A 22,090-nucleotide genomic window follows, 5' to 3' on the forward strand; every position below is an offset into this window, starting at 1 on the left:
AATCTCATATCTCACACCTCATATCTTACCTCTCATATCTTACATCTTAAGAAAATGAACTTAGAAATATTAACTCCAGATAAAAAAGTATACGAAGGCGCGGTAACAGCTGTTACAGTACCTGGTACTACCGGCTCTTTTCAAATTTTAAAAGACCATGCTCCTATTATTTCTACTTTAGAAGATGGAGAAGTTATTATAAAATCGAGTAAGGAAGAAGAACGTTTTTTTATTAAAGGAGGCGTTGTTGAAGCTATCCACAACAAAATTGTTGTTTTAGCAGAAGGTATTGCTTAACAAAGATAAACGCAGATAAAAACCCTCATTAATTTTAACGTTGATGAGGGTTTTTTATGCTTTCAAGTTAACCTATCTGCTAACGCTCACTCATTTCTTCCATATTCAGGTTTTTATCAAACGGACTTTTCGTAAATGGATAAATCGTTTGCTTAACAAAACCTTTGGGATACTCTCCTTCTAAAACACCTGTGCCACTTGGCCATTCATTTTTAGGCAAGTAATATGTGCCAAAAATCCAATCAATAAAAGGAAAAATAGAAGCGAAATTCTTACCATAATGCTCTGGTTCAATGCAATGATGCCAATGATGATATTGTGGTGTGGTAAAAATGTACTTTAATGGCCCAAAATTAATGCGTGTATTGGAATGAATAAGCACGGCATGGATGGCAATAAAAATAATATAAGCATTAAATACTGACGGAGAAAAACCCAAAATATACAAAGGGATAAAAGTCATGGCCCGTGTGAAAAAGATGTCCATAAAGTGTGTACGGCTACCTGCGAGCCAATCCATGTTTTGAGTAGAGTGGTGAATAGAGTGAAAACGCCATAAGTAAACTTGGTTATGGAAGATTCTATGCGCCCAATATTGAAAGAAATCGGTGGTGAAGAATGCTAAAAACAAACCTACAACAAAGGGCAAATTATTAACCCAAACATGTATTTTATCAAGCCCCATCCAACCAAAAAACATCATTGCGGGTTTTTGAGTGATCACCCCAAAAAACTGGATAAACAAATGGCTAATGGCAAAATAAATTAAATCGGTTCGCCATTCTTCATGAAATTTGGTTTGCGTATTTCGTTTTGGAAAAAATAGTTCCAATGGTATAAAAATGGCTACCATCATCAATAAATCCAAAATCAACCAATCCAGCCCCAAATGCCATTGTACCTTTTCTACGGCTCTTCCATCCATGTTAAAAGCACCTACAATAACAGCAAATGCCGAGAGAGAAACCCCTATAATAGCAAGATTAAATCGCTTACTTAATATTATGCTGAGTAAGGCAAAGAAAAATGAACCTATCACCCCAGCAATAAGTAAATTGGCCATACTGTCGCCCGTATAAACCTCTCGAAATTGAGGGGTGGTAAATCTTTCAGGATATAAAAAACACAATATGCCTCCTAAAGATAAAATTGCTAAAAAAATAGAGAGATAACCGCTAATAATTCCGTCTCCAACTTTAAGACGTTTAGATGTATTCATATTTTGTTTGGTTAATTAGAATCGCAATCTAGATCAAAATACTTAAAAATGTAAGCAATCCCCTATTGAATGAGCAAAATTCTTACCAAAAAAAAACACCCCAAAAGGCAAGCTTTGTTGGGATGTTTCATTTCTTTAAAACACTTTTTAAGTGTTCAGTATTGTTTATTTCGCATTTGCGGGACTTTCATTTTCACTTTTCCAACGCTTTGCCCAAGCAGCTTGTTCTGCTTCGTTGTGGAATGTCCAAGCAACGAAACGACTGATTTTTTGCCCTTGACTCATTTGAACCGTGGTCACTTCAAAAGCATCAACTTTTATTAAGGCATTGTAAATACTTCTTAAATTAGCACTTTTAGAAACCAATGAAGTAAACCATAAACACTGTTTTGGTATTTGTGAGCTTTGAATAATCATTTGTTCTACAAACGCCCGTTCACCTCCTGGACACCATAACTCTGCTTTATTACCCCCAAAGTTTAATACGTGTTTCATTTCCTTTTCAGCACCTAAATTGCGCCACTTAACGCGCGTTCCTTGTTGTGCTTCTTTTAACGAAGAATGAAAAGGAGGATTACAAATGGTGATGTCAAATTTTTCGGCACGCCCCACAATGTTTCTAAAAATCCCCATTTTAGATGGTTGCAATCGCGCCTCTACAAAACCTTGTAATGGTTTATTCGCGTCTATAATGCGTTTTGCCGACTCAATAGATAAAGGATCGATATCTGTTGCAACAAAATTCCAACCGTATTCTTGATGACCAATAATCGGGTAAATCAAATTGGCTCCTGTACCAATATCTAATACATTTATATTGGGTCCTTTAGGTACTTTTCCATTATTTAAATGCGCCAAAATATCGGCTGCGTAATGAATGTAATCGGCACGTCCAGGAATAGGTGGACACAGGTAATCTTTAGGAATGTCCCATTGACCAATGTTATAGTGTTGCTTTAACAATGCTCTGTTTAATGCTTTTACAGCCGCTTGATCCGCAAAATCAATAGAATCTTCATCATGTTCATTTTTAAAAACATGACGCTTAAGCTCTTTTGAAAGACCAATTAACTGTTTAAAATTGTAACGAGAGCGGTGTTTGTTGCGTGGGTGTAACTCGCTCTTTTCTGAGCGGTTATTTTCTTTTTCTGCCAATGTTGGGTCGTTTTAATTAACGATGCTGTGTGCATCGTTCTGATACAAAGATACAGAAAAAGAAATAGCTTTAATCTTAATGATTTTTGTATTCATTAGTGCATGCAGATACTCGCCCTCCTGACTTTCGACCTTTTCGGACAATATATACTTCCGAACTACCTTTTGCCCCACCAGACTTCCTGAGCATATTCACTCCTGGCTTTCCGACCTCGGACTTTTCGGACTTTCCCCTTGCTTGCCTCTTTTGCCGGCAGGGCAATTTGAGATGAATCCTTAATTTTTATAAATTTTTACCTCAATTTTTCCATCAGACGTTACCGTACCACGATACATTCCGGCGGTATTAAAAGGCATGGCAATGTTCCCTTTTCTGTCCAAAGCAATTAAACCGCCATCTCCTCCCATTTGAGCTACTTTGTTGAGCGCAGTTGTTGCGGCATGCTTCAATGATAAATTTTTATATTCCATTAAATCTGAAATGGTTTTTGCCACACCGTTCCGTATGAAAAATTCACCCCATCCAGTACACGAAATACCTGCTGTTTCATTGTTGCAATACGTGCCAGCTCCAATGATGGGAGCATCTCCAACCCGTCCATATTTCTTATTGGTCATGCCACCTGTTGAGGTGCCCGCAGCCAAATTTCCATTTTTATCCAATGCCACACAGCCTACAGTTCCGAATTTATAATCGTGATTTTGCGTGCCAAACAATTCTGTTTTTTTACTTCCGTGGTCCAAAACTGCCTTCATAGAATCTTGTTTAATAGCCTTTTGCAAACCTTCCCAACGTTCTTTTGTCCAGAAATATTTCGGGTCAACCATTTGCAAACCAACTTCTTTTGCAAATTGCTCTGCCCCTGCTCCTACCATCATTACATGTTCCGATTTCTCCATCACCGCACGAGCAGCCGAAATTGGATTTTTAATGGTAGTTACTCCTGCCACCGAACCGGCCATTAATGTTTTTCCATCCATGATGGCGGCATCTAATTCATTTCGCCCATCGTGGGTAAAAACTGCACCTTTCCCTGCATTAAAAAGCGGGTCGTTTTCCATCACATGAATGGTTGCTTCAACGGCATCTAAACTTGATTGACCTGCTTTAATTTTCTCGTAACCTACCTGCAGTGCCTGTGTTAAAACCGCCACATACTTGGTTTCTTTCTCTGGCGTCATGTTGGCTTTCAAAATGGTGCCGGCTCCCCCGTGAATAACCAGTACATATTTTTGTTGGGCAAATAAAGTACTGCTCAAAAGCATTAAAAGAAGCAAGATAGAGGGTAATCGCTGCATGATGAAATAATTTAGTAGCTGCTCAACCTTTATTTTAATCCGGTTAAGCAGGATTTAAGTTAAGCAATATCTTCCTTTTATTTATGCCTTCGCGATACCTTCGGATGAAAATTGCAAATCGTACAACTTTTTATAGTAGCCGTTTAGCTTTAGTAATTCCTGATGACTTCCTTTTTCTTTGATTTCTCCCTTATCTAAAACAATGATTTGATTTGCTTTTTGAATGGTCGATAGACGATGCGCAATCACGATAGAAGTTCTACCTTCCATTAAATTATCGATGGCCTTTTGAATTAACAATTCTGTTTCGGTATCTACGGAAGACGTTGCTTCATCTAATACTAAAATAGACGGATTGTGTACCAAAGCACGAATAAAGGAAATCAATTGCGCTTGTCCGGCCGAAAGTGTAGCACCACGCTCCATCACATTATACTGATAGCCTCCAGGCAAACGCTCGATAAATTCGTGAGCACCTACTTTTTTAGCCGCAGCAACAACGGTTTCGAGCGAAATAGCCGAATTGTTTAAGGTAATATTATTCAAAATGGTATCCGAAAATAGAAAAACATCTTGCAAAACCGTTGCTATATTTCGGCGTAAGCTATTCAATTCAAAATCGTGAATATCAATTCCATCTATCATAATCTCGCCTTTGGATATTTCATAAAACCGATTCAATATGTTAATGGTTGACGATTTACCAGCTCCTGTAGCGCCTACCAAAGCAAGTGTTTCTCCGGCTTTTACATCAAAAGAAAGGTCTTTTAACACATAATTATCGTCATTATACGCAAACCAAACATTTTTAAACTGAATATTCCCAGTAATTTTATCCATTTCCTGCGACCCCAAGTTTGGCATTTTCTCATCCGTATCCAGTACTACAAACACCCGTTCTGCTCCTACCATCCCCATTTGAAGGGTATTAAATTTATCCGCCAGTTGGCGAATAGGTGTAAATACCATGCCCAAATAAATGATAAACTGCGTAATTGTTCCTGGTGTTACGTCTAAAGGATGGTTTAAAACACTTTTTGCTCCGTACCAAATTAACAAACCCGTTGACATTGCTGAAATTAACTCGACCACCGGAAAGAAAATTGAATAATACCAATTTGAACGGATATTGGCATCGCGATAGCGTTTATTGATGTGGTAAAATTTCTTGTATTCTTGTTTTTCGCGTGCGAAATATTGGATAATGCTTACACCGGTAATGTGTTCCTGCAAAAAAGTATTTAGGTTAGAAACCTCGGTTCTTACTTCCTGAAACACCACTTTAATGGCTTTTTGAAACTTCCGTGTGGCTAAAACCAATAAAGGAACGGGTAACAGCACCACAAGTGTCAATTTCCAATCGGTATAAAGCATTACACCTACAATTACCACCACTTGAAGCGAATCGCCAATCATAGAAATCAGGCCTTCCGAGAAAATATCGGCGATGGTTTCTAAATCGGAAACCGTGCGTGTAATTAATTGTCCGATAGGTGTTTTATCGAAATATTTTAAACGCAACTGCGTGATGTGATTGAACACATTAATTCTTAAATCGCGGATAACCGATTGACCTAATGTATTGGTTAACAAGGTTTGGTAATATTGCACCAATGTTTGCAAAATTAAAACCACAATCATGGCAATAATCATGTTTACTAACCCTTGATACTGATTGGTCAAGATATAATTATCGAGCGTATATTTAATTAAAAACGGACGAATTGGAGAGATTGCCGCCAGCGAAACCGTTAAAATAACCGACCACAGAAAAACAACGCGATAAGGTTTTACGTACTTAAAAATACGTTTCAATAAACCAGAATTGTAAACGTCGCCTGTTACTGCCATTTCTTTTTGGTTTGTTGGGTGGTTAGTTTGTTAGTGAATTGGTTAAATTGTTAAATCGTGGAGCTGTTAAATTGTTTGCTTGAGCCATATCTAAGCTCGATCCAAAAACCTCTCACTTTCAGCTTTCGTCTTAATACTTGTTGATTAATACTCAAAATCTTAATTCTTTGCTCCTTTTCTTGATACTTTTCACCATACAACCTTCAACCTATTACTTAAAACTTACTACCTATTACTTATATACGGATATTCCACTTTTACTAAATACAAGCCACAAGCGGGCACCGATTGACCTGCTTGACTTCTATTTTTACTTTCAATTACGGCCTTAAAACCTTCAATATCTAATTCGCCCTTTCCCACGCGAACCAAAGTGCCCATAATGGCACGTACCATGTTGCGCAAAAAGCGGTCGGCCTGAATGGTAAATACCAATCCACCTTCTATTTCTTCGAAGGAGGCCTGGGTGATGGTGCAGTTATTGGTGAATGTTTGGGTGTTCGACTTGCTAAAACAAGAGAAATCGATGTAATTGAATAATTCTTGCGCGGCCAAATTCATTTTTACCACATCCAATATATCTTTTAACAGCCATGAGCGATTAAATTTAAAAGGGTCCTTTTCAAAGTGTATGTAATACTTATAAGCTCTTGAAGTGGCATCGAAACGAGCATGCGCTTCGTTGCTAACCGCAATAATACGTTTTGCTGCAATTTGATACGGTAATAAAGCATTTACTCCCGATACGGCGTTAAGTACTTTTAGCTCATCTAAATCTATTACATCGAAATGCGCATAAAAATCGCTGGCATGCACCCCGGAATCGGTACGTCCGCAGCCCAAGGTTTCAATCGGTTGTCGAAAATAGGTTGTTAAGGCCTTATCCAACAACTCCTGAACGGTGGTCGCATTCGGTTGTATTTGCCAACCATGGAATGGGCCGCCATCGTACGCAATTTGTATGAAATATCTTTTTTTAGTCAAAACGATGCAAAAATACTTTTTCCTTTTCTTAGATAAGCGCTAAAATGGAATTAAATATATATTTGTACAATTTATAAATTAAACATGATACAAAGAATACAAACGATATGGCTAGTTTTAGCTGCTTTTACATTAACCGTCTTATTATTTTCGCCTTTGGCTTACAAAGAGTTTGCGAGTATTCAGTTTGAGCTTTTTACAACTGGCCTTCGCGAAACGACGTTATCAAAAACTGGACTGCTTGTAACTAAACACATGAACTTGCCTTTACTGGTTTCAAATATTGCATTAATTCTTGTGTGTTTCTTAACCATTTTTAAGTTTAAGAACAGAAGTTTTCAAAAGAAATTTGCGCTTTTATTAATTGTTTTTATTGCTGCTTTTACGGTTTGGTGTGGTGTTTATGTGCAAAGTATGCCAGGTGGTTTAGCAGGTTCTCATTTCGGTTTTGGTGCATTTTTACCAATAGTTGCCATTATATTTGTGGTATTGGCAATTGCTGGAATTAATAAAGACGAAAAATTAATACGATCGGCTGACCGATTACGATAATTCATGATTCAAGGCGTACTTGAACCTTAGTTTGCATAAAACACTAGGCAAACTAAAAAATATTTGACATTATTTACAAATACAAGAGTGTGCTTTTAAAGTATCAAGAGCAGTGTATTTACGTAGATTACTGTCTTTCAAATATTTACGATTTTCTTTTATTTACTTACCAACCTCTAAAATGCGGAATATTAACCGTACCTTTGCGGCTTAATTAAAAACAAAAAGACGAATGACAAACCCATTTCAATTATTGGGGATAAGTGATGACGTCGTTAATGCCGTAAAGGACCTTGGATTTGAAAATCCAACGCCAATTCAGGAGCAAAGTATTCCTGTACTGTTAGAGGGCACTAACGATTTTGTTGGTTTGGCCCAAACAGGAACAGGAAAAACAGCCGCATTTGGTTTGCCGCTGTTAGAACTAATCGATTTTACAAGCAATAAGCCACAGGCATTAATTTTATGCCCTACGCGTGAGCTTTGCTTACAAATCGCTAACGACCTTAAAAACTTTTCTAAAAACAAAGCTAATGCACACGTAGTTGCCGTTTATGGTGGCGCGAACATTATGCAACAACTACGCGAAATACGCCAAGGCGTACAAATTGTAGTGGCCACGCCCGGCCGTATGTTAGATATCATTGGCCGTAAAGCCATCGATTTTTCTAATGTAAAGTACGTAGTACTTGATGAAGCAGATGAGATGTTAAACATGGGTTTCCAAGATGACATCAACGACATTTTATCAACTACTCCAGACGACAAAAAAACATGGTTATTTTCGGCTACAATGCCATCAGAAGTACGCCGTATAGCAAAAAACTATATGGACAACCCTGTTGAATTAACCATGGGTACCAAAAACACTGGTAACGTAAATATCGAACACGAATATTACATTGTTCGTGCGCGTGATAAATACGCAGCCTTAAAACGTATTGTAGATTTTAACCCAGATATTTTTGGTGTTGTTTTCTGTAAAACGAAATTAGATACGCAGGATGTTGCTGAGCATTTAATTAAAGATGGTTACAATGCGGATGCTTTGCACGGCGATTTATCGCAACAACAACGTGATAAAGTAATGCAGCGTTTCCGTGAGCGTAACATGCAATTATTAATTGCTACCGATGTTGCTGCTCGTGGTATTGATGTAAACAATGTAACACACGTAATTAACTATTCTTTACCTGATGAAATTGAAAGTTATACCCACCGTTCTGGCCGTACGGGTCGTGCGGGTAAAACCGGTGTTTCGATTTGTATCATCAACTCGAAAGAATTAGGTAAAATTCGCACGTTAGAGCGCATTATTGGTAAACAATTTACCAAAGCTGAGCTTCCAACTGGATTTGATGTTTGTGAGAAACAATTATTCTCATTGGTACATAAAGTACACAACGTAGAAGTAAATGCAGAGCAAATTGACCAATACATTCCACGTATTATGGATGAGTTTGCTGAACTTTCGAAAGAAGAAGTAATCAAACGTTTTGCTTCATTAGAATTTAATCGCTTTTTAGATTATTATTCGAAAGCTCCTGATTTGAATATTCAAGCAGGTGAAGAGCGTGGTGAACGTGGCGGTAGAGAGCGTAGTGAACGCGGACGTGGTAGCGAAGGTTATACACGTTTATTTATCAACTTAGGTTCGGTAGATGAATTTACCCGTGGCGATATGTTATCGTTCATTTGCAATAACGCCAAAATTAGCGGCAAAAACGTTGGTAAAATTGATTTAAAAGGTGTTTTCTCTTTCTTTGAAGTAGAAGATGCTATCGCTGATAAAGTATTTGAAGGCTTTAAATCAGTTGAATTTAACGGTCGCAGTGTTCGTATTGAAAGAAGCGGTGAAGGTGGTGGAGAACGCAGAGGTGGCGGTGGCGATAGACGCGGTGGTTTCGGCGGAGAACGCAGAAGCGGCGGTGGATATCGTGGCGGTGGCGACCGTAAAAGCTCTGGCGGAAGACGCGAAGGCGGAAACGGTGGTGGTTTCAGAGATTTCTCTGGACGCAGTCGTGACGATAAAGGCGGAAACGGCGGTAATCGCAGAGAAGGCGGTGAACGTGGCGAACGTCGTAAAAAATGGTAGTTTAGTAAACCACACATACTTAAAAGCCGATTTCGAATAAACGAAATCGGCTTTTTTTATCTATTCTCTCCCCGTCGCTCATAAAAAAAGGCCTAATGTTTTTTTTGATTGACCTTCCATAACGCGTGCCTGAGGGATAGTAGCGGCATCCTTTTGCGAAGCGCAGCGAAACAAAAGATACAGCGAATAGCCCGACCCTTTTGGGGCAGGCCCAAAACAAAAATAAACCCTCAAGAATATTTAACACAAATAGTAAATCCTTTTACTAAAAGATTTATCTTTATCCTATTAGTTTAAAGAATATGCAAATAAAAAAATCCTTCTTTCTTCTCTGCTTGCTTTTGGTGTCCTTTTCTATGCAGGCCCAAAACACAGATTTAAGCAAAAATACCGACCCTAAAATGACCTGGTTTGCCGATGCTAAATTGGGCATCTTCATCCATTGGGGTATCTATTCGGTAAATGGTATTTCTGAATCGTGGTCGTTTTTTAATAACTACACCAACCACGAAACCTACATGAAACAATTAAAGGGTTTCACGGCGGCTAATTATCGTCCACAAGAATGGGTAAATTTAATTAAAGAAAGTGGTGCCAAATATGCAGTTATAACCTCGAAACATCACGACGGCGTTTCTTTATGGGACACGAAAGCTCCAAATGCGGTGACTACCATAAAAAATAGTGCAGCCAAAAGCGATGTATTAACTCCATTTGTGGATGCATTAAAAAAATCGGGACTAAAAACAGGCATCTATTATTCGCTACCGGACTGGAGCTATGAGGATTATAACGTTTTCACCAGCAAAAGAAATCGCTACAACATTAAAGAAGAGCCCAAAAGATGGCAAACTTTCTTAGACTACCAACAGGAGCAACTTAAAGAACTTTCGAAACAATATAAACCAGACTTGCTGTGGTTTGATGGAAACTGGGAACACTCGGCTGCAGATTGGCAAGCCGATAAAGTACACAGCCTGTTACGAAAATACAATCCGAATATCATTATCAATGCACGTTTAGACAACAAAGGCGATTACGATACGCCCGAGCAAGGTATTCCGGTTTTAAAACCTGCAGCTCCCTATTGGGAATTATGCTATACCATGAATGATAGTTGGGGTTATCAACCCTATGACACCAAATACAAAACGGGCAATATGATTATCCGCACCTTAGTAGATTGTATGAGCATGGGTGGTAATTTATTGCTGGATATTGGTCCGAAACCAGATGGAACCATTGCAGCAGAGCAAAGCAACATATTAAAAGATTTAGGCGTGTGGACAAAAAAACATGCAGAAGCCATTTATGGTACGCGCGCAGGAATTCCAACCCAACATTTTAACGGTAAAACAACTTTATCGGAAGATAAAAAGACCTTGTTTTTGTATGTTGATTATCAGGATAAAAACGGACTTATGCTAAGTGGCGTTAAATCTCAGATAAAAAAAGCATCGGTAATTGGTGCTGGCGGAAATGTAAAATTTAAAGAGTTAGGAAACGACAATTGGCTTATTCAGGTACCGGAAAAATCATTTGACAAGGATGTTACTGTTGTTAAATTGCAATTTAATCAGGCTATTGAACTTAGCAAACCTATTTTTGATGACTTAAAATCGGCCAACACGAGCAATGCAAAAATAAAAATGGTGGAGCATAAAATTGCGGAAGGAAATAATCCTTTTTCAAATACCGATTTGTCTTTTGATGGAACAGGTTACCAACCAAGTGGAGATAAAGAATATGATGAATGGGTAATTAAAAATGCAGAAGCGCTTTATAAAACAACCAAAGGGATTTCGAATGGGCACTACCAAGGTAAATCGGCTTTGTCTGCAGACAAGAAAACGTTGTACCTGTTTGTAGATGGTAATCCGACAGGCCCCATTGCCCTTAAAGGAATTAAAAACGGCATCAGTCGTATTCGTGTAGTGGGCGAGGGTACTATTTTGCTAAGTGATACCTTTAACAAATTGTACTGGAGCAAAGTACCTGGAATTACGTATATCCCAGTTCCAGCGGATAAAACGGATAAAAATGTAACGGTGATTGCGGTTTTATTGGATGGACCAATTGATTTATTTGAAGAGAAAGTAACAGCTATTGAAAGTAATTTGTAAATTCGAGAGATCAATCATCTCTATTTAACAATTTATTTCACCATAAAAAAATTAAATGGAATGACGAAGCTCCGCTAAGACGAGTTAAGCTAAAACATTATTGGTGCAGCTATTGAAGTTCACAAATCATTAGGCCCTGGCTTGCTAGAAAATGTATACCATAAAAGCCTTGCGCATGAATTAAAATTACGGGCAATAAGCTTTCATTCTGAGTTTATTGTCCCTGTATATTACAAAGATTTTAAAATGGATACAACGCTAAAATGCGACCTCTTTGTAGAGAAAGCCATAGTAATAGAGTTAAAAGCCGTTGAAACTATAAAACCAATCTTTGAAGCACAATTATTAACCTACATGAATTTACTTTCTGCCCCAAAGGGTATATTACTTAACTTCAATTGCAGTAATATCTTTAGAAATGGTCAAAAAACCTATGTAAATGATTTGTTTAATTATCTTCCAGATGAGTAAAACACATTGTGTTTATAAAATTTAAGCACATTTACCCAGTCTTTTCTTGACCACATAGGGACATAGAGAACATAGAAAATACGTAGAGAACATTAAACTATGTGTCTTACGTATCTATGTGTTTCCACATTTTTAGAGCATATCCATTAGTTTTTTACCACATAGATAGAAATGGAAAATACGTAGAAATCAACCAAGCTGTGTCCTAAACATTTAAAAAGTATAGCAATGCCTTGTAATTACCATAAAAATTTAAATCTTTATCTATATTTTGTAAAATGTAATGGACATATATAATTCGTAATTTAAAATTAACTTATTTCGCATGTTATGCAAGCAAAATATATCTCGTATCAGGAAACGCATTCGTTTTCTAAACTTGTTTTAGATTATATCAACAACGAAGCGCAACTGCAAAGCTTTTACAGTTATCGACCTGATATGGATGGTTTGGCGCAAGCTATTGAGAACCGCCAATTTAAAGGCACTCGCCAAACCTTGGTTGAGGTACTTAAGGAGCAATACCAGCGCATTCAGCCGAATAAATCGGTCACTAAAAACATCGAGCTTTTAGGCCAAGCGAATACTTTTACCGTTACCACCGGCCATCAATTAAATCTTTTTACCGGCCCGCTTTACTTCATCTATAAAATTGTAACAGCGATTAATTTAGCCATTGAATTAAAAATGGCTCATCCGAATAAAAACTTTGTACCAGTATATTGGATGGCTACAGAAGACCATGATTTTGATGAAATTAATCACGTAAGTGTAGATGAAAAGAACATTAGTTGGATTCAGACGACCAATGGAGCTACCGGCCGTTTAAGCACCAAGACCGTTTTAGCTGCTGTAACTGCCTACAAAGGTTATTTAGGCATTTCTAAAAATGGCAAACGCATTGCCAAATTGGTTGAACAAGCCTACTTAGAACACGATAACTTGGCGGATGCGACCCGTTTTTTGGTTAATAACTTATTTGAAAAATACGGATTGGTTATTGTTAATGCAGATAATCCACAATTAAAGAAAGAATTTACTTCTATTATTTCAGCTGATATTTTACAACAAAACAGTTCAAAAAACATCGATAAAAGCTCTAAAACGCTGGAACAACTGGGATATAAAACGCAAGTTAATGGTCGGGATATTAATTTCTTTTACCTGAAGGATGATTTGCGCGAGCGCATCATTTTTGAAAATGGATTCTATCAAGTAAATCATACCGACCTTCGTTTTACGGAGGCGGAATTGAAAACTGAAATTGAAAAATATCCGGAGCGCTTCAGTCCTAATGTAGTCATGCGCCCCATGTACCAAGAAGTGATTCTACCCAACATTGCCTACATTGGAGGTGGTGCTGAGGTTTCGTATTGGATGCAATTAAAAGCCAATTTCGATTTCTATAAGGTAGATTTCCCGGTTCTTTTACTGCGCAATTCGGCTTTATTAATTGATGAAAGAAGCGCTCAAAATCTTCATTCATTGGGTTTTGATTTGGCGGATGTTTTCCTATCAACGGAAGAAATGAAAAACAAATGGGTGCGGAAAAATGCGACTGCTCAAATTTGTTTAACGAAAGAAAAAGCGGCCATAAATGAAATTTTTGAGCAAATCAAACAAAACGCACAATCCATTGATAAAACACTTTTTGCCTCTGGCGATAGTGCAAAACAAAAAACCCATCACCTGCTGGAAAATCTAGAAAAAAAATTATTTAGGGCCGAAAAACGCAAGCATCAAACGGCTTTAACGCAAATTGAAAACGTGAAAAAACGTCTTTTCCCGAATGGAACCTTACAGGAACGTATTTTAAACATCGCGCCGATGTATGTAAATTATGGGGAAGATTTCCTTTCTTCCTGTATCGAGAATTTTGAACCTTTGGGTGGCGATTTCACCCTTCTTTTACCTTAAAAATATCGTAAGAGTTTTGCTCTTTAAGATTACTATAATTGATCATGAATTTTATCACATTTACCGAATCCAATCTTAGAACCTTTACGCACAACGTTTTTAAAAAAATGGGCTGCTCAGATGAGGATGCCGCCTTGGCAACCGATGTATTAATCCGAGCGGATTTACGTGGAGTTGACTCACATGGGGTTGCTCGTTTAAGCGGTTATGTTCGTCTTTGGCAAAAGCAAAGAATTAATGCCACGCCGAATATTAAAATTGTACACGAAACACCCACCACAGCAACTATTGATGGCGATGCCGGTTTGGGTTTAGTAGTAGCTCCTTTTGCCATGAAAGTGGCCATCGAAAAAGCAGAAAAATACGGAACCGGCTGGGTATCGGTTAAGAATTCGAATCATTATGGCATAGCTGGTTATCATGCATTAATGGCAGTAGAAAAAGATATGATTGGGATTAGCATGACCAATGCAAGTCCGTTAGTAGCTCCTACCTACTCGAGCGAACGTTTATTGGGTACAAACCCGATGTGTTATGCTTTCCCTGCCGGAGAATACCCTCCCCTTATTGTGGATATGGCTACTGCTGCTGCAGCAAACGGGAAATTAGAAATCGCACAAAGAGCGAACAAAAGCATCCCCGAAGGTTGGGTGCAGGATAAAAATGGAAAATCATCCAGTGATCCAAATGAGCTAAAAAACGGAGGATCTTTACTTCCACTAGGCAGCGATAAGGACCACGGAAGCCACAAAGGCTATGGCTTAAGCGCAACGGTCGACATACTATCGGCAGTACTTTCTGGTGCTAATTACGGCCCTTGGGCACCTCCTTTTGTTGCTTTCCTAGAGCCTTCGGCTAATCCGGTTGGCGAAGGACTGGGTCATTTTTTTGGTGCCATGCGCGTGGATGGATTCCGCCCTACAGCGGATTTCAAAAACCATTTAGACAATTGGATTGAGCGTTTCAAAAATGCAGCCACCATCGATGATACGAAAAAGGTCATTATCCCGGGAGAACCGGAACACGAAGCGGAATTAGAACGCAAAGCAAAGGGTATTCCCCTTATTGATGTGGTGGTAAACGATTTAAATGAAATGGCCGATAGTTTGGGTTTAGAGAAATTAATCCCTTAAAAAGGGTAGACTAACCTTCAGAAAGCTGCTTTTAAGAGGCCCTAAATGGATGAGACTTAATCTTTTCAACCGTTGCAAATAAAGAAATCTTTTATCATGAACAAAAAACCACGAAGGCTGAGGCAATTATCAACCTCCATCCTTCGTGGTTAAAATAAAGCAACTTATTTTGCAAAGCACTTAAATAAGTCGATTGAAGAACGATCAATTTTCACCTGATTAAGGCATCCAAAAAATCTTTGTTGTTCTTGTATCTTTTGCCTGTACTGCTTGATAGTTTTGAAAGTTTTTATTCCAATCATTTGCGGGATACATTAAACGCGTAGGAGGTGTTGAAAATCCAGGCAACTTACCTTCAGAAGGGAATGTTAACACAGGGAAACCTGTCCGTCTATATTCAGCCCAAGCTTCAATAGATTGAAGAACCCCATAGTGTACCCATTTTTGTGTATAAATTAATGAAAGCTTATTGGTAACCGAGCCTACGTAACTTGCGGTTGATGTATTTACCCAATCTTCAACAATTGAACTTGCTGGCATGGGAACATTTACGTAACCTTGCCCTGTGTTCAAGTTATTTAAATAATGGTAAAAAGTAACAGATTGTTTAAGTGCAGTATCGTAAGCAGCTTTAGCTTCGGCCGTACTTCCCCATCTTTCATAAGCCTCTGCTTTTAAGAAATTTACTTCCGAGGCAGTCATTAAAATCCCTGGCAGTTTTATGTTCAATAAAAATGTTGCTGAATCCAATACAGAATATTCTCGATAATTAGCTGATTCCTCTGCTTCCGTAAAGGTAAGCGGCATTGCTCTATAGGTTTGATTTGGAATAAAGACATCTCCTTCAAGTTTACCATACTTATCGTAAATTACAGGTATACGAGGGTCAGCGGCAGGTAGCATCACCGTGTTTAACATGTAATCGGTGGCGTACCAACTTCCTTCTGTAAAGGCCGCATTTAAGCTGCTATTGCTATTGGTTAAAGGATGCAGCAGTATGTCTGTTTGGCCAGGACTATAACTTCCAATATTTCCTCCATCCACTAATGGAAAATTTGAAGGATTCGCAAGCATATCCATAATTATTGGTTTTGCTGTTGCCTCATCGGTTGATGAAATACGCATTAATAACCGTAAGCGCAATGCGTTAGCAAATGTTGCCCATTGGGTTGTATTACCCTTCAATAAAATATCGGCTTTTGAAAACGTACTGGTAGTGGTAGCAGATAAAAAAAAGGTAGCTATATCAGCCAAATCAGCAATAAACCCCATGTACAACGTTTTTTGGTCATCGTACTTGGGTAATTTTATCGTGCTTGTTTGTTCTAAACTACCAGCTTCAGAATATGGGATATCGCCCCACATATCAACCATTTTTGCGGCCTGTTCAATGAGTAAAATCTTTGCCGCTTGCTTAATAATTTCCTGATTTGCTTGTTCTGAAGCTGATAAGGAATTATATGTGGCTTCAATAGATCGGTACATAGCCATTGCCCCTCCTTTGCTTGAGCCTTCGGTGGTATAAAAGTCGTCCCAATAGTTTTGTGAATAAGGGTCGTTTTGTTGATAGATTGTGTTGCTGGCGGATCTATAAGATGTTTGCGCATAAACGCCAGGCATTTGGCATAAAAATGTACGAACGTTGTAATATTTAGGCACAATCCTATCGTTATTTAACATCCCCGTAAACAAACCCGAAAGATTTGCTTCAGTAACCTTTTCGGGATTTACAAATTGTTCTTCCAATTGCTTTTTGCAACTAAAAGTAGCCGTAATAATTATGAAAAATAAGACGGCTGGTATGAATATTTTTTTCATCTTCATATCTGTTAAAATTTTTAATCGATTAAAAATGCGCGCTTAAGGAGAAACCAAAACTTCTTGATGCTGCTGTTGAGCCTACATCAACACCTTGAGAAAACCATTTATTACCCAGTGGTGCTTCAGGATCTAAATCTTTCAGAGTACGGTATAGATAAAATAAGTTACGCCCAAAAAAAGATATCTTCAGTTGCGACATCCCAATTTTCTTTGCAAATGAAACGGGCACTTTATAGCTTAATACAGCTTCTCTCATTTTAACATAACTATTATCAAATATTTCACCTTCGGTAAGCGATCCTTGCCCCCAACCATAAGTTGCTAAATAATAATCAGCCGCTGAAATAATTTTAGTGTTGACTTGGCCAGTTTGTTCATTTATTCCTTGTAACATTACACCATCCGAATAGGTCTTTCCATTTTCGGTATAGGTTAATCCTCCGTTTTCTGCATCGCGGTATTGCATAGAATTTGCTAATAATCCTGCTCCTCTCATGTACTTTAAGTTTGGCGAAATCATTTTTCCACCAAAACGATAATCAATCATAAAATCGAAAGCAAAGTTCCCATAGCTTTGGGTATTCGAAAATCCACCAACCATGCGTGGAAGTATATTTCCAGCTTTCACATATTTACTGTTATCCATCACATAATACCCGTCATTACTTATCAACTTATTGCCATTCGCATCAGTTTTAACCGGACGAATGTAGATATTCCCCAATTCTTCTCCTTGTTTTGCTACTATCCGAGCCGTGGCCTGATCGGACGAGTAAGGACTTATTTCAGATTCAGAATCCACTAAAGAAATTACCTTGGTTCTATTTATGGCGAAATTAAAGCGGGTATCCCATCTGAATTTACCCACAATGGGCGCGGCATTTAAAGCCAATTCAAAACCTTTGTTTCCTATTTCTCCTACGTTTACAATTTGACTTTTTGCACCAACGCTTGATGTCACATCGAGTCGAACAATTTGATTTTTAACGCGACTATTGTAATAGGTCAGATCCAAACCTAATCGCCCTTTCAGAAAACGAGTTTCCAAACCGAATTCCATTTCGTGTTTTTTCTCTACTTTTAAATTTAAATTACCATAGTTACCCGCAGTAAGCAAAGAAGGAACAGAACCATTAATAGTTTGTAATGAGTTTTGGGTGTATACCACATTTGATTCATACATTGGCGGTGGATTACCTACTATCCCATATGAAGCCCTTAATTTTCCATAATCCCAAAAGCTAGGTAATTTCCAAACATCGCTAAACACAAAACCACTGTTAACCGAGTAGTAAGCATAATTATTATATTGCGACGATAATGTAGAAATGCTTTCGTTACGGGCAGTTCCTTCCAAAAACAAGTAGTCTTTAAAAGCTAGATTCACAATTCCCATGTACGCATATTTCAATTGGCTTTTACGCGTTTCACTTGCATCGGCTATTCCGTATGAATTATTTAATGAAAACCAATTTTCGGTTACCAAGCCATCTTTGGTACTTGCTCTTTGATCAGTATATCTTTCTTGTCGGCTCTGGTAGCCTCCACTAACACTCAGATTCAGGTCTTTTCCTATTTTATTTGAATAGGTTAACAAGGCATCGCCATACAGGATGCTGTATTGCCCTTGCGAAGTCTGATAGCTTCCTGTGCTGGTTGTTCCATTAAATGCGATAGGAAAATCATTATATTGTTTCAATTCAGACTGAAGTCCGGTATAATCGTTTCCAATACGCCCTCTAAATTTCCAATGATCAGCGATATCATAGTTCAACGTAACACTTGACATCAATCTATTTTCCTTTTCTGTATATTTATTTCTCATTTGTTGCCAAAAGAAATCAAGCAAATTCGTTGCACGAATGCTATAAATAAATGCTTCTGGACGATTAGTGGAAGTGTTAGTGGCATACTTATACCCATCGCTCGTTTGGAATTTTTCTTTCATTAAACGCATGTCTTCGGCCCGGCTAAAGAACCCTCCAAAAGAACCCAACACCTGCCCTAACTGATACGGCCTGTTTTTATTCTGGGTATTCACATAGCTTGTAATAACATCAACCGATACTTTTGGTGATATCTTGATTGTTGAGTTTAAATTAAAGGTATTTCTAGATCCAGAGTTACCTGGCTGAGTGCCCTTATAATCCAGCCTTGTTGCGGAAAAACGGTAAGCTAAGCCTTCATTTTGATTGGAAATGGCCAAATTTGCATTAGAAGTGAAACCGGTTTGATAAATATCCCGATAATTATTGGGTTGTGGAGAATACGGCCGAATAGATCCATCCCACCATTTCACCAATTGGTTTTCCATTTTTGGACCAAAATTACCATATGCCCTAAAATAGGGGCGATAACCGCTTGGCGAAGGCGCAAATTGTGTATCGGTATCTTTAATCCAACCTTCCTCTGTTCCCCCAGCCGATACATTCGTTACTCGATCGTAACCAGGCCCATAAACATTTTGAAAATTTGGAAGGAAGGCTACATTATCAACTGAGCCTTGGTAGTTAAAATCGATCCCCAACCCTTTGGTTTTACTTCCTTTTTTGGTTGTAATAACAATTACTCCGTTACCAGCATCTGAGCCATATAATGCCGAGGCACTTGCACCTTTTAATACAGTCAGGCTTTCAATATCGGCCGGATTAATATCCAATATCCCATTCCCACGAATACGTTGATCGCTCCAAAAACCATCGTTATTGGCCCCTGCGGCTCCATTTTGGCCATCGTTTCGAATCATAACCCCATCTACAACGTATAAGGGTTGTTGATTATAGCTAATAGAATTCACCCCTCTTATCTGTACATTTACGGCACTACTTGCACCTCCGGGAGCAGTTGTAATTTTAACCCCGGCAGCTTTACCATACAAAGCAGAAGCAAAATTGGTATTCCCAGCCTCAGTTAATTGCTTGGCAGATACAGTACTGACAGCGTACCCTAAAGACTTTTCTTGTTTTTTTATCCCCATTGCTGTGGTAACCACATTCACTTCATTCAGCTGATGGCTGCTTTCTTTTAATATAATCGAAAGCGTGCTTTGGTTGGTATACGTAATTTCTTGTTTAACGTAACCAACTGCTGAAAACACCAGAATGTCCTTTGGCTTTACAGAAATTGAAAATCGTCCTTCAGAGTCGGTTTGAGTGGATTTCTTAGTTCCCTTTATAGTAACACTTACTCCTGGAAGTGGGCTAGATGCCTCTTTTACTACCCCTGAAATTTTTTGTTGTGCAAAAGATTCTATCGTCGCAAAGCTCAAAAAGAATATACTTAAACACCATAGATAAACCTGTTTCATATTGATTTAGTTTAAAAATTGAATAATTATTCTACTCGTATTCTTTGGGATGATGATAAAATGATTAAATCTTTTACATAAACGTTTTCCTTTAATTTAATTGAACTATTTGTTTACTATCAAAATAAAATTTTGATTTTTTGCACTAAATAAAAGTATGAGGGATGAATTGGAAGTGCCGCTTTTTTGCGTTGAGCGACGCAGATACTTCTCGAATGCCTGTAGGATAAAAATTGTATGGCTTTCTAATGAATTGAAGTTAATGATTATTTTACAAATAAAAAATATCTTTATAAAAAAATTATAAACTAAAAAAACCAACTCTCTTGAAGAAAATAAATAACTAATAATCAGGCGCTTATTCTTTTTTCATCTAAACCCTGATTATTAGCGAATGCTATTAAACAGCAAATTCAAAGGCAAGTGCTACCGAACTCAGCGCAACGCCTTTTGGCAATTCAACAAGGGTTTCTTCCCCAACTTGTTTCCATTTTAATTTTTTGCCATTTGCCAGAAGTGTTAAATTTGTTCCTTTTTTGGGCGCATTTCCTTTCCAGTGGATAGTTTCACCCAATTTTTCGCCCTCTTTTACGCAGTAAATGGCGTATCGTTTTTTGGCATCTTTGCTTTGTGTAAACCAGGTTTGTCCGCTTTGATAATTTTTGGTTATTCGGGTGCCGTAAATGGCTTTTCCGTTAACAGAAGTCCATTTACCAATTTCATTTAAGCGAGAGACCACTTCATCCGGAAAAGTACCATCGGGTTTTGGTCCACAACCGAGCAACAAACTACCGCCTTTAGCTACAATTTCTACCAATTTATGAATAACCACACCTGCTGACTTGTATTTATCGTTTTTAACATAGCCCCAGGCACCACCAAGAGTCATACAGCTTTCCCAAGGGTTGTCTATTTGATGGTCTGGGATTTTTTGTTCTGGGGTTTGATAATTTTCAAACTCGCCATGTACCGTCCTATCGACCATCAATAATCCAGGTTGATTTTTACGTGCCATGGTGGCAATTTTAGCCATGTTGATATCTTGGCTCCATTCGGGAATCGGTGCTCCCCAGGATAAAACTTCTTTATTAATGGTTTCCTTCGGACGAACCCATCCACCATCTAACCATAAAATATCAATGCTTCCATAGTTGGTCATCAATTCTTGAATTTGGTTAAACGTATACTGCTTGTACATATTCCAACGCCAGGTATACTTTCGGATGTCGTAATTATTATTTCGGTCAGCAGTAGCGTATTTTGGCCACCAGTAATATTCGGTATGCCAATCGGGTTTAGAAAAATAGGCACCAATCATAAAACCTTCTTTTCTAAAAGCGTCGAAAACATATTTTGCCACATCGGCTCTTGGATTGGAAGCAAAAGGACCTTTCGCGATACTAAAATCAGATTGTTTGGTGTCAAACATCGCAAAGCCGTCGTGGTGCTTGGTTGTAAAAACCAAATAGTTCATTCCGGCACTTTTACCCGCTTTGGCCCATTGCTCAGGATTAAATTTAGTAGGATTAAATTGGTCTTTTAAACCGAAGTACCATTTTTTATAGTCATCATACGCGATGGTACTATCGCGCCCAATCCAACTCTCCGAACAGATTGACCAAGACTCAACAATTCCAGGAACGGCATAAATCCCCCAGTGAATAATCATTCCAAATTTTTTGTCTTGCCAAGTATCGAGTTTTTGTTTAACTGTAGGATCTGTTGGCCAATCGTATTTTTCAGACTGTGGATGAATTCCATTGTCTTGCGCAATAGATTTGCTCAGCCATATGCTTAAACTTAAGGCAAAAAAGTATTTTAATTTCATATTGATTTATAAAAGCCCTACACTGTAATCGCGTTGGA

At 38.2% G+C, this 22,090-nt stretch carries 15 protein-coding genes; 7 read left to right on the plus strand and 8 right to left on the minus strand.

Annotated features, from left to right (window positions below; genetic code table 11):
* Positions 1 to 54 precede the first annotated feature (54 nt).
* The gene (gene atpC, locus ACJVDK_RS09230; RefSeq protein ID WP_443939985.1) at positions 55 to 297 is read left to right on the plus strand and encodes an ATP synthase F1 subunit epsilon; all 243 of its coding nucleotides are present in this window, start codon (positions 55 to 57) and stop codon (positions 295 to 297) included.
* A 79-nt stretch (positions 298 to 376) separates the two neighbouring features.
* Here the strand turns inward: atpC and ACJVDK_RS09235 are convergent, their stop codons facing one another.
* From ACJVDK_RS09235 to truA, 5 genes are all read right to left on the minus strand, one after another.
* Positions 377 to 1,516: a sterol desaturase family protein gene (locus ACJVDK_RS09235; protein ID WP_443939986.1), complete on the minus strand. Its 1,140-nt coding sequence runs from the start codon at positions 1,514 to 1,516 to the stop codon at positions 377 to 379.
* 165 nt (positions 1,517 to 1,681) lie between these two features.
* Entirely contained in the window at positions 1,682 to 2,671 is a 990-nt protein-coding gene (rlmF, locus tag ACJVDK_RS09240) for a 23S rRNA (adenine(1618)-N(6))-methyltransferase RlmF (protein ID WP_443939987.1), read from the minus strand.
* 276 nt (positions 2,672 to 2,947) lie between these two features.
* Positions 2,948 to 3,970: an isoaspartyl peptidase/L-asparaginase family protein gene (locus ACJVDK_RS09245; RefSeq protein WP_443939988.1), complete on the minus strand. Its 1,023-nt coding sequence runs from the start codon at positions 3,968 to 3,970 to the stop codon at positions 2,948 to 2,950.
* Between the two features lie 81 nt (positions 3,971 to 4,051).
* Complete coding sequence (locus ACJVDK_RS09250; protein ID WP_443939989.1) at positions 4,052 to 5,821, minus strand: ABC transporter ATP-binding protein; 1,770 nt, start codon at positions 5,819 to 5,821, stop codon at positions 4,052 to 4,054.
* Between the two features lie 225 nt (positions 5,822 to 6,046).
* On the minus strand, positions 6,047 to 6,805 hold the full coding sequence (truA, locus tag ACJVDK_RS09255; RefSeq protein ID WP_443939990.1) for a tRNA pseudouridine(38-40) synthase TruA: 759 nt from the start codon (positions 6,803 to 6,805) through the stop codon (positions 6,047 to 6,049).
* 84 nt (positions 6,806 to 6,889) lie between these two features.
* On the opposite strand from truA, the gene ACJVDK_RS09260 reads away from it, so the two are divergent.
* The 6 genes from ACJVDK_RS09260 (at position 6,890) to ACJVDK_RS09285 (ending at position 15,096) form a co-directional block, all read left to right on the plus strand.
* Entirely contained in the window at positions 6,890 to 7,357 is a 468-nt protein-coding gene (locus ACJVDK_RS09260) for a DUF4293 domain-containing protein (RefSeq protein ID WP_443939991.1), read from the plus strand.
* A gap of 232 nt (positions 7,358 to 7,589) precedes the next feature.
* Entirely contained in the window at positions 7,590 to 9,452 is a 1,863-nt protein-coding gene (locus ACJVDK_RS09265) for a DEAD/DEAH box helicase (RefSeq protein ID WP_443939992.1), read from the plus strand.
* A gap of 302 nt (positions 9,453 to 9,754) precedes the next feature.
* Positions 9,755 to 11,575: an alpha-L-fucosidase gene (locus ACJVDK_RS09270; protein WP_443939993.1), complete on the plus strand. Its 1,821-nt coding sequence runs from the start codon at positions 9,755 to 9,757 to the stop codon at positions 11,573 to 11,575.
* A 99-nt stretch (positions 11,576 to 11,674) separates the two neighbouring features.
* Positions 11,675 to 12,046: a GxxExxY protein gene (locus tag ACJVDK_RS09275; protein WP_443940042.1), complete on the plus strand. Its 372-nt coding sequence runs from the start codon at positions 11,675 to 11,677 to the stop codon at positions 12,044 to 12,046.
* Between the two features lie 330 nt (positions 12,047 to 12,376).
* Positions 12,377 to 13,963, plus strand: coding sequence for a bacillithiol biosynthesis cysteine-adding enzyme BshC (bshC, locus tag ACJVDK_RS09280; RefSeq protein WP_443939994.1), 1,587 nt, complete (start codon positions 12,377 to 12,379; stop codon positions 13,961 to 13,963).
* A 44-nt stretch (positions 13,964 to 14,007) separates the two neighbouring features.
* On the plus strand, positions 14,008 to 15,096 hold the full coding sequence (locus ACJVDK_RS09285; protein WP_443939995.1) for an Ldh family oxidoreductase: 1,089 nt from the start codon (positions 14,008 to 14,010) through the stop codon (positions 15,094 to 15,096).
* 219 nt (positions 15,097 to 15,315) lie between these two features.
* On the opposite strand, the gene ACJVDK_RS09290 is transcribed toward ACJVDK_RS09285, so the two are convergent.
* The 3 genes from ACJVDK_RS09290 to ACJVDK_RS09300 form a co-directional block, all read right to left on the minus strand.
* Positions 15,316 to 16,914, minus strand: a complete 1,599-nt coding sequence (locus ACJVDK_RS09290; RefSeq protein ID WP_443939996.1) for a SusD/RagB family nutrient-binding outer membrane lipoprotein — start codon at positions 16,912 to 16,914, stop codon at positions 15,316 to 15,318.
* A 28-nt stretch (positions 16,915 to 16,942) separates the two neighbouring features.
* A complete protein-coding gene (locus ACJVDK_RS09295; protein ID WP_443939997.1) occupies positions 16,943 to 20,224 on the minus strand; it encodes a SusC/RagA family TonB-linked outer membrane protein in 3,282 nt (1,093 codons plus the stop codon).
* Between the two features lie 400 nt (positions 20,225 to 20,624).
* Positions 20,625 to 22,052: an alpha-L-fucosidase gene (locus tag ACJVDK_RS09300; RefSeq protein ID WP_443939998.1), complete on the minus strand. Its 1,428-nt coding sequence runs from the start codon at positions 22,050 to 22,052 to the stop codon at positions 20,625 to 20,627.
* Positions 22,053 to 22,090: the final 38 nt, after the last annotated feature.

It is taken from the genome of Pedobacter paludisoli (genome assembly GCF_052344095.1).
In the GTDB taxonomy this organism is placed as follows: Bacteria; Bacteroidota; Bacteroidia; order Sphingobacteriales; family Sphingobacteriaceae; genus Pedobacter.